At 67.7% G+C, this 7,845-nt stretch carries 11 protein-coding genes; 8 read left to right on the forward strand and 3 right to left on the reverse strand.

Annotated features, from left to right (window positions below; genetic code table 11):
• Window positions 1–140: 140 nt before the first annotated feature.
• A complete protein-coding gene (locus AB0K18_RS18515; RefSeq protein WP_364915357.1) occupies window positions 141–1,031 on the forward strand; it encodes a GNAT family N-acetyltransferase in 891 nt (296 codons plus the stop codon).
• On the opposite strand, the gene AB0K18_RS18520 is transcribed toward AB0K18_RS18515, so the two are convergent.
• Complete coding sequence (locus AB0K18_RS18520) at window positions 1,032–2,375, reverse strand: UDP-glucose/GDP-mannose dehydrogenase family protein (protein WP_364915359.1); 1,344 nt, start codon at window positions 2,373–2,375, stop codon at window positions 1,032–1,034.
• 98 nt (window positions 2,376–2,473) lie between these two features.
• On the opposite strand from AB0K18_RS18520, the gene AB0K18_RS18525 reads away from it, so the two are divergent.
• The 4 genes from AB0K18_RS18525 to AB0K18_RS18540 all read left to right on the forward strand — a co-directional run bounded on the left by AB0K18_RS18525 (window position 2,474) and on the right by AB0K18_RS18540 (window position 5,744).
• Entirely contained in the window at window positions 2,474–3,637 is a 1,164-nt protein-coding gene (locus tag AB0K18_RS18525; protein ID WP_364915361.1) for an acyl-CoA dehydrogenase family protein, read from the forward strand.
• A 152-nt stretch (window positions 3,638–3,789) separates the two neighbouring features.
• Window positions 3,790–4,479 carry an HAD family hydrolase gene (locus AB0K18_RS18530; protein ID WP_364915363.1) on the forward strand — a complete coding sequence of 230 codons (690 nt, stop codon included), beginning with the start codon at window positions 3,790–3,792 and terminating at the stop codon, window positions 4,477–4,479.
• A 15-nt stretch (window positions 4,480–4,494) separates the two neighbouring features.
• Entirely contained in the window at window positions 4,495–5,181 is a 687-nt protein-coding gene (locus AB0K18_RS18535; RefSeq protein WP_364915365.1) for an AAA family ATPase, read from the forward strand.
• Window positions 5,178–5,744, forward strand: a complete 567-nt coding sequence (locus AB0K18_RS18540; RefSeq protein WP_364915367.1) for a guanylate kinase — start codon at window positions 5,178–5,180, stop codon at window positions 5,742–5,744. Before AB0K18_RS18535 ends, AB0K18_RS18540 begins: the two co-directional genes overlap by 4 nt.
• Here AB0K18_RS18540 and AB0K18_RS18545 read toward each other — a convergent pair.
• Both AB0K18_RS18545 and AB0K18_RS18550 read right to left on the reverse strand, forming a co-directional pair.
• Window positions 5,732–6,025, reverse strand: coding sequence for a hypothetical protein (locus tag AB0K18_RS18545; RefSeq protein WP_364915369.1), 294 nt, complete (start codon window positions 6,023–6,025; stop codon window positions 5,732–5,734). The two genes, AB0K18_RS18540 and AB0K18_RS18545, sit on opposite strands and share 13 nt — an antisense overlap.
• Window positions 6,022–6,240, reverse strand: a complete 219-nt coding sequence (locus AB0K18_RS18550; RefSeq protein WP_364915371.1) for a hypothetical protein — start codon at window positions 6,238–6,240, stop codon at window positions 6,022–6,024. The genes AB0K18_RS18545 and AB0K18_RS18550 overlap by 4 nt, the downstream gene beginning before the upstream one ends.
• A gap of 117 nt (window positions 6,241–6,357) precedes the next feature.
• On the opposite strand from AB0K18_RS18550, the gene AB0K18_RS18555 reads away from it, so the two are divergent.
• The 3 genes from AB0K18_RS18555 to AB0K18_RS18565 all read left to right on the forward strand — a co-directional run.
• Complete coding sequence (locus tag AB0K18_RS18555; protein ID WP_364915373.1) at window positions 6,358–6,609, forward strand: winged helix-turn-helix domain-containing protein; 252 nt, start codon at window positions 6,358–6,360, stop codon at window positions 6,607–6,609.
• Between the two features lie 35 nt (window positions 6,610–6,644).
• Entirely contained in the window at window positions 6,645–7,118 is a 474-nt protein-coding gene (locus tag AB0K18_RS18560; protein WP_364915375.1) for an NUDIX domain-containing protein, read from the forward strand.
• Window positions 7,119–7,665: 547 nt separating this feature from the next.
• Window positions 7,666–7,845 (forward strand): helix-turn-helix domain-containing protein (locus AB0K18_RS18565; protein WP_364915377.1); only part of this gene is annotated, 180 nt, incomplete at its 3' end.

Below are 7,845 nucleotides of genomic sequence, written 5' to 3' on the forward strand. Positions count from 1 at the left end.
AGGGCCACGCCGCCGGTCGCGTCCGCGCCCGCCCTGGCCACGACCCCAGCCGCGACCGCGCCCGCGGTTCCTGTGCGTGCCGCTGATCGCGGTCGCTTGCGCCTTTATCCTCGGGTTTTCCGTGGATAGGGTGCGTTTCCATGGACGACGACCTGATCAAGGGCCACGAGGCCCGCGTACGCGCTGTTGACCCGCTCGTGGCCGACCAGGGCACGCTGGTCGTCAGGGAGCGGGACGTGCCGCTGGAGGTGCCAGGGGGCGTCGGCCTGACCAACGTGGACCGGCTCGACCCCGGCAGCCTCCAGGCCGCGTGGTCGCCGCTGGTCGTGCACCGGCTGCGCGCCCGGGTGTCAGGCCCCGACCCGGAGGCCGCGCTGGGGGCGCTCATCGACCGCTGGCTGGCTCTGCCCCGGGACGACGAGCCCGAGCAGGCGCTGAGCGTGGTGTGGCCGAGCCGCGACACCGTACCGGTCAGGGCGCTGGCCAGGCGCGGGTTCGCCCCCACGGTGGCGGTCTCCGTCCACCGCCTGCGCCCGCACGACGCGCCCGCCTCACCGGTGAAGATCCGTACGGCGGTTCTGGACGACGTGGACGTGGTCGCGGACATGTACGAGCGGCTCGCCGCCTACGACGCCCAGTTCGGCTGGGTGACGCCACGGGCCACCACCCCCGACAGGATCAGGGAGTCGGTGGCGGGCGAGGTGCTGCCGCTGGAGTGGTGCTGGCTGGCCGAGGTGGACGGTCGCCCCGCGGGCTGTCTCATCGTCGAGCCGCCCGCCAGGGCCCGCTGGATCTCGGGCTGGGTGCGCGACGCGCCGGTGGCGTACCTGGGAGTGATGTACGTCGAGCCGGAGCTACGGGGGCGCGGCATCGGCGCGGCGCTGACCGAGGTCGCGCACGCGCACGCGGCGGTGGAGGGCGTGTCGTCGCTGCTCCTGCACCACGCGCTGCCCAACCCGCTCTCGACCCCGTTCTGGGCCCGCCGCGGCTACCGCCCGCTGCTCACCCAGTGGGTCCGCCACCTGACGTAGTCAGGGGCGGCCGAGGGCGCGGTAGTGCCAGCCGGCCGAGCGCCACGCCTCGGCGTTGAGCGCGTTGCGCCCGTCCACGATGCGCCGGGCGGCCACCACCGCCCCCAGCTCCTCCGGGTCGAGCCGGATGAACTCCTGCCACTCCGTGAGCAGCAGCACCACATGCGCCCCGCGTACCGCCTCCACGGCCGATTCGCCGTAGTTCAGCTCGGGATGCGCCTTGCGGGCGTTGTCGAGCGCGATCGGGTCGTACACGGTGACCGCTCCGCCTTGGTGGCCGATCGTGACGGCCACGTCGAGGGCGGGCGAGTCGCGGATGTCGTCGGAGTTGGGCTTGAACGCGGCCCCGAGCACGCCGACCGTGCAGCCGTGGAAGGAGCCGCCGGCCAGCTCTCTGGCCAGGTCGACCATGCGGGCCCTGCGGCGCATGTTGATCGCGTCGACCTCGCGCAGGAACGTCAGCGCCTGGTCGGCCCCCAGCTCGCCGGCCCGTGCCATGAAGGCCCTGATGTCCTTGGGCAGGCAGCCGCCGCCGAAGCCGAGCCCGGCGTTGAGGTAGCGGCCGCCGATGCGGTCGTCGTACGACAGCGCCTCGGACAGCAGCTCGACGTCGGCGTGCGCGGCCTCGCAGACCTCGGCCATGGCGTTGATGAAGGAGATCTTGGTGGCCAGGAACGCGTTCGCCGCCGTCTTGACCAGCTCGGCCGTCGCGAAGTCGGCCACCACGATCGGAACGTCGCCGATCGGCTCGTACACCTCACGCAGGATCTTCTCGGCGCGTTCGGAGCGTACGCCGAGCACGATGCGGTTGGGGTGCAGGGTGTCCTCGACGGCGAAGCCCTCGCGCAGAAACTCGGGGTTCCAGGCCAGTTCGGCCTGGCCGCCGGCGGGCGCGAGCCGGGCGAGCTTGTCGGCCAGGCGCTCGGCGGTGCCGACGGGGACCGTCGACTTGCCCACGACCAGGCACTCGCGGTCGAGCAGCGGGGCGAGGGATTCGATGGCGTTGTCCATGTACGTGACGTCTGCGGCATACTCGCCGCGTTTCTGCGGGGTGCCCACGCAGATGAAGTGCACGTCGCCGAAGGCGGCGACCTCGTCGTACGAGGTGGTGAAGCGCAGCCGCCCGGATTCGAGGCCGCGGCGAAGGACGGGTTCGAGGCCCGGCTCGTGGATGGGGAGCTCGCCGGCGTTCAGACGTCGGATCTTGTCGGCGTCGACGTCGAGGCCCAGGACGTCGAACCCGAGATCAGCCATGCACGCCGCATGGGTGATTCCGAGGTATCCGGTCCCGATCACCGTGAGGCGGTATGGCACGAGTGGGCTCCTTTCGATCCGCGCAGGCATGCTACCGGGGCCCTCGCTACCTCGTACGTGCCACCTGCACTTCGCCGCAAACCGTACTAGCTGGTAACAAGATGGTCGGACGTCCTAGTATCTGATGCATGAGCTTCCCTCTCTACGCGCCCGCCGAAGAGCACGACATGCTCAGGGAGACCGTGCGGGCCCTGGCCGACGAGAAGATCGCGCCGCACGCCGCCGAGATCGACGAGACCGAGGAGTTCTCCTGGGACGTCTACAAGGCGCTCGTGGCCGCCGACCTGCACGCCGTGCACGTGCCCGAGCAGTACGGCGGCGCGGGGGCCGACGCGCTGGCGACCGTGATCGTCATCGAGGAGGTGGCCAGGGCCTGCGCGTCGTCGTCCCTGATCCCCGCCGTCAACAAGCTCGGCACCGTCCCGCTGCTGCTGTCGGCCTCGGAGGAGCTCAAGGCCCGCTACCTGGCGCCGGTGGCGCGCGGCGAGGCGATGTTCTCGTACGCGCTGTCGGAGCCTGAGGCGGGCTCCGACGCGGCGTCCATGAAGACGCGGGCCGTCGCCGACGGGGACGCGTACGTGCTCAACGGCGCCAAGATGTGGATCACCAACGCCGGCGTGTCCGAGTACTACACCGTCATGGCCGTCACCGACCCGTCGGCCGGCGCGCGCGGCATCTCCGCCTTCGTCGTGGAGAAGTCGGACGAAGGCGTCTCGTTCGGGCCCAAGGAGAAGAAGCTCGGCATCAAGGGCTCGCCCACCCGCCAGGTGATCCTGGACAACGTCCGCATCCCGGCCGACCGCATGATCGGCGCGCCCGGCACCGGCTTCAAGACCGCCCTCGCCACCCTCGACCACACCCGCGTCACCATCGCCGCCCAGGCCCTCGGCATCGCCCAGGGCGCGCTGGACTTCGCGATCGGCTACGTCAAGGAACGCAAGCAGTTCGGCCGGCCGATCGCCGACTTCCAGGGCCTCCAGTTCATGATCGCCGACATGGGCATGAAACTCGAGGCGGCCAGGCAGCTCACGTACCACGCGGCCGCGAAGTCGGAGCGCGCGATGAACGGCGAGCCCCAGAAGGACCTCACGTACCTGTCGAGCGCGGCGAAGTGCGCCGCCTCGGACGCCGCCATGGAGATCACCACGGACGCGGTGCAACTGCTGGGCGGGTACGGCTACACGAAGGACTTCCCGGTCGAACGCATGATGCGCGACGCCAAGATCACCCAGATCTACGAGGGCACCAACCAGATCCAGCGCATGGTCATGGCCCGCCAGCTCCTCAAGTAGGGCTCTGAGCAGCGGAAACCCCGGTCCTCGATAGTGGAGAGCCGGGGTTCGCAAGCGGGCAGGTTCGGGGCTCAACGAGCGCTGTTCCGTGGCTGTTCCGTGAGACACGGAGCAGAGCGGAACAGGGAAGCCTCCGTCCGTACGATTGGATCATGCAGCGTCTCGCCCTCTTCGACCTCGACAACACACTCGTGAACTTGGACGAGGCGTTCCAGGTCTGGGCGGGGGAGTTCGCCGCCGATCATGGTCTCGGCAGCGGGGCAGTGGAGTGGCTGATCGCCTTGAACAAGGCCGGCCATCCGCACCGTGCGGAGTTCTTCACACTGGCGCAGGAGCACTTCGCCCTCGCGGCGTCGGTGGCGGAGCTTTGGGCGGAATACCGAAGGCGTATGCCGCATCTGGTGCGGTGCCGCCCGGAGGTGATGGACGGTCTGGCCCGGCTGCGGGAGGCCGGCTGGAAGGTCGCCATCGTCACCAACGGCATGGCGGACAACCAGCTCGGCAAGCTGCGAGCCACCGGTCTGGCCGACGCTGTTGACGCCTACGCGCTCTCGGGCGCCGAGGGCATCCGCAAGCCCGACGTCAGGCTGTTCGAGATAGCGGCCGGCCGGTGCGGCGCGGCTTGCGCCGATGGCGGATGGATGGTCGGCGACCACCTCATCGCCGACATCGCCGGAGGACGCGCGGCAGGTTTGAGCACCATCCGCATAGACCGGGGCACTTGGCCCGACCCGCAAAATGACGCGGACCACGTCGTAACTGACGTGGTCCTGGCTATGGAGATCGTGCGAGAGAGCGCGGCGGCCCGCGGTGAGGCCGGGCTCGCCCCTTCCTCGCGATGACAACGCCGCGCCAAGGTGATTGAGGAAGCTCTCGTCAAGGTCTCTGGCTCTCCAACTAAGGCCGAGCAGAACGCCCTCCTCGACCGGGTGGTGGATGCTTGGCGACGTCGCCACGGCCAGGGCAGCCCGAAGCCCATCCTCACCCTCGTCGGCGGTTACGCCGGCTCCGGCAAGACGGAGTTCTCCCGCTTTCTGTCCGAGATCACCGGATGGGCATTCCTCGACAAGGACTCTCTGACCCGCCCCATGGTCGAGCGCCTGCTCGTCTCCCTCGGCGGCGATCCCCACGACCGGCACACCGAGCTGTACCTCCGCGAGGTGCGACCCCTTGAGTACCGGTGCCTGATGGAAACGGCCTTCGACAACCTCAAGGTCGGTACCTCGGCCATCCTGTCGGCCCCGTTCATCGCCGAGTTGGCCGATCCAGATTGGGTTTCCCGGCTCACCAATCGCTGCGCGGCCAAGGGCATCGACGTCGCCGCAGTCTGGGTGCGATGCGATCCCGAGTCGATGGGGGAGTACATCGAGTTCCGCGGTGCTGCCCGTGATGCGTGGAAGCTCGCCAACTGGCAGACGTACGTCAGTGGCCTCAACACCGAGACCAGCCCGCCGACCGCACACATCACCGTCGACAACCGCCTCGGGGCCGCGATCAGCCTCGCTGACCAGACCCGCGAGACTCTGAAGCGGATCCTTGCATGAGGGGCATCGTGCTGTACGGGCCGCCCGCCAGCGGCAAGAGCACCATTACCGCCGCTCTCTGCCGGCTCGACCCGCGGTTCGCTCTCGTCCGCAAGCTCAAAGCGGGTAACCGTCGGGGCACCGAATACGACTTCGTCAGCCATGAAGAGCTGGAAAGGCTGCGCGCGGCCGGGCGACTGATGCTGGAGACCCATCGCTACAACAACACCTACGCCATCGACCGCTGTCACATCGCCGAGCTCACCACGGCCGGCCGCGTTCCCGTGGCCCACCTCGGGAACACTGCGGACATCCGCCGCCTGGCCGAGGCCGACCCATGGTTGACGGTCCTGCTGTGGATCCCGCGCCAGGTGTGCGAAAAACGCTCCGAACAACGCGGCGACCGTGACACCCCACAACGCTTGAAGGCATGGAATGAGACGCTGGCGGATCTGCAGGCGCACACCGATCTGCCCTTTCACTACCGCTTTCGGACCGATCTCGTCACACCGACTGAGATCGCCGAGCGAATCGCCGGCTCCTACGGCGAACTGACGGTGAATCCAAGCAGTCACCGCGCTTGACCGGTCAGGATGCGCATCCACAAGGTGTGAGCCGCTCCCGCCCGCATCCAAGGGCTCTCGACCATGATTTCCAGGTCCTTGCCGGTGTAACGCCGCATGAACCACAGACCACCCGCCGTACACAGCTCGTACATCGGACGCAGGCACATGCACGTGTGGTCGCGGACCCGCACCCGAGGACAACGGTCCTGGCTCTGCTGCCAGCCCACCTGTAGCGCGCGGTCGTGAGCGCGAGCCGGATGTTCGCTGTGGTGGTCGAAGTGCCAGGACGAGCCGCTCATGACTTCATCCCCAACTCGTCCTGCGCCTGGAGCTGCGTGACGAAGGACTCCACATCGTCCGCGCTCACCGTTTGCTGGAATCCCGCGTCGATCTGCCTGGCGCTCAGACGGACAGCGCGCCGGCTCCCGTAATAGGCCCCGCCGTCGCTGCGGAAGATGGACCAAGCAGGGAAGGCAGAGCGAAGCTCGTCCAGATCTTGAGCAGGTAGTGCCATGCACTGAGCGTAAGACGACACGCGGGAGCCTGTCTACCCCTAGGGATACCGAGGGGTAGCGATAGATACCTATAGGCGAGTGAAGACCCTTAGAACCCCCTTTCTACCCTTGACCACGTGATCGAGTTCGAGCCCGACCGCCCCCGCTGGCACCAGGTCGCCGACATTCTTCGCGCACGGATCAGCAGCGGCGAATACCCGCCAAAGTACCTCGTATCGGAAGTGCGCCTGGGCCAGGAGTTCGGCGTGGCCCGCGACACCATCCGCAAGGCGATCCGCCAGCTTCGAGAGGAGGGTCTGATCTACACCGTGCCCAACCTGGGCAGCTTCGTCAGCCCGCCCAACGAAGCGGAACCAGCCAAAGACTGAGAACCAGGGGAGCGGGCGAGCTAGCCTCGCCAGGGATGGCTCAGCGAATCGATTACTACGACGACCCCAGCGCACCGGCTCCGAACAGCCTGGTCCCTTCGGTCAACGTCGTCGTGACCAACGAAGCCGGCGACCTCCTCCTGATCCGCCGCAGCGACAACCACAACTGGGCCCTCCCAGGTGGCGCCATCGACCTCGGCGAGTCCATCCCAGCAGCGGCCGTACGGGAGACTTTAGAAGAGACCGGGATCACCTGCGAGATCACCGGCATCGTGGGCACCTACAGCGATCCCAAGCACGTCATTCTCTACACCAGCGACGGGGAAGCTAGGCAAGAGTTCTCGATCGTGCTCACAGCGCGCCGTATCGCTGGCGAACCAGTACCCAGCCAGGAATCGCGCGAGGTCAGATGGGTAGCACGAGGCGGCGTCCATGACTACCAGATGGACCGCTCGATGCGCATGCGCATCGAGCACTACCTTGGGTCGAACGAGCCGTACGTCGGCTGAAGCGCTAGGCAGAGGGTCGAGCATCAACCGTCGGATCGGCGCATGATCGCGAACTGGATGAGACTTTTCTCCACGACTTCAAGGGCGTGCCGCCTGCGGCGGCCCGCCGCGCGTCGGGCGGTCGCTGGCCGCGCTGCGGCTCTCCGGCCGGTCGCGGCCAGCACCGCCCATGCGCACATGTCGGCATGCGCGTAGGCAGATAAATTGTCGGACTTGGGTTCTATGCTGCATCGCGTATCTGTCAATCTGACTTGGCGTAGGGCAAGGCTTCATGGGCAAAGATCACATTCAATCGGCTGTCCAAAAAGCGCTCTTTTACCTCAGCCGCAATCAGTGCTACGCCCCTGACTGCCCAAGGCCGGTCTTGCAGGTTATCGACGGCTTCCCTTCCGTGTTTGCTGATATTGCGCATATCTGCGCCGAGGAAAAGGGAGGAGCTCGCTACGACCCGCGTATGACACGGGAAGAGCGAAGGAGCTTTACACCGGTTGAAAGCGTAGAGTCCTAGCCTCGTGACGGATCGCGTTCGATGCGGTACGACCGGAGCATGCGGTACGGGCAAAGGGGTGGGTACACGCCCGCGGAGCAGGAGCGGCGGGAGCGTGTACGGCTGCAGGCGGCCGAGTGGTTCGAGGCCGGGGAGTCGACCAGGACGGTCGCGGCGCGGTTACGGGTGCACGAGCGGTCGGTGACCCGCTGGCGCAAGGCCTGGCGGGAGGGCGGCAGG

The sequence above is a fragment of the Nonomuraea sp. NPDC049421 genome (assembly GCF_040677005.1).
Lineage (GTDB): Bacteria > Actinomycetota > Actinomycetes > Streptosporangiales > Streptosporangiaceae > Nonomuraea > Nonomuraea salmonea.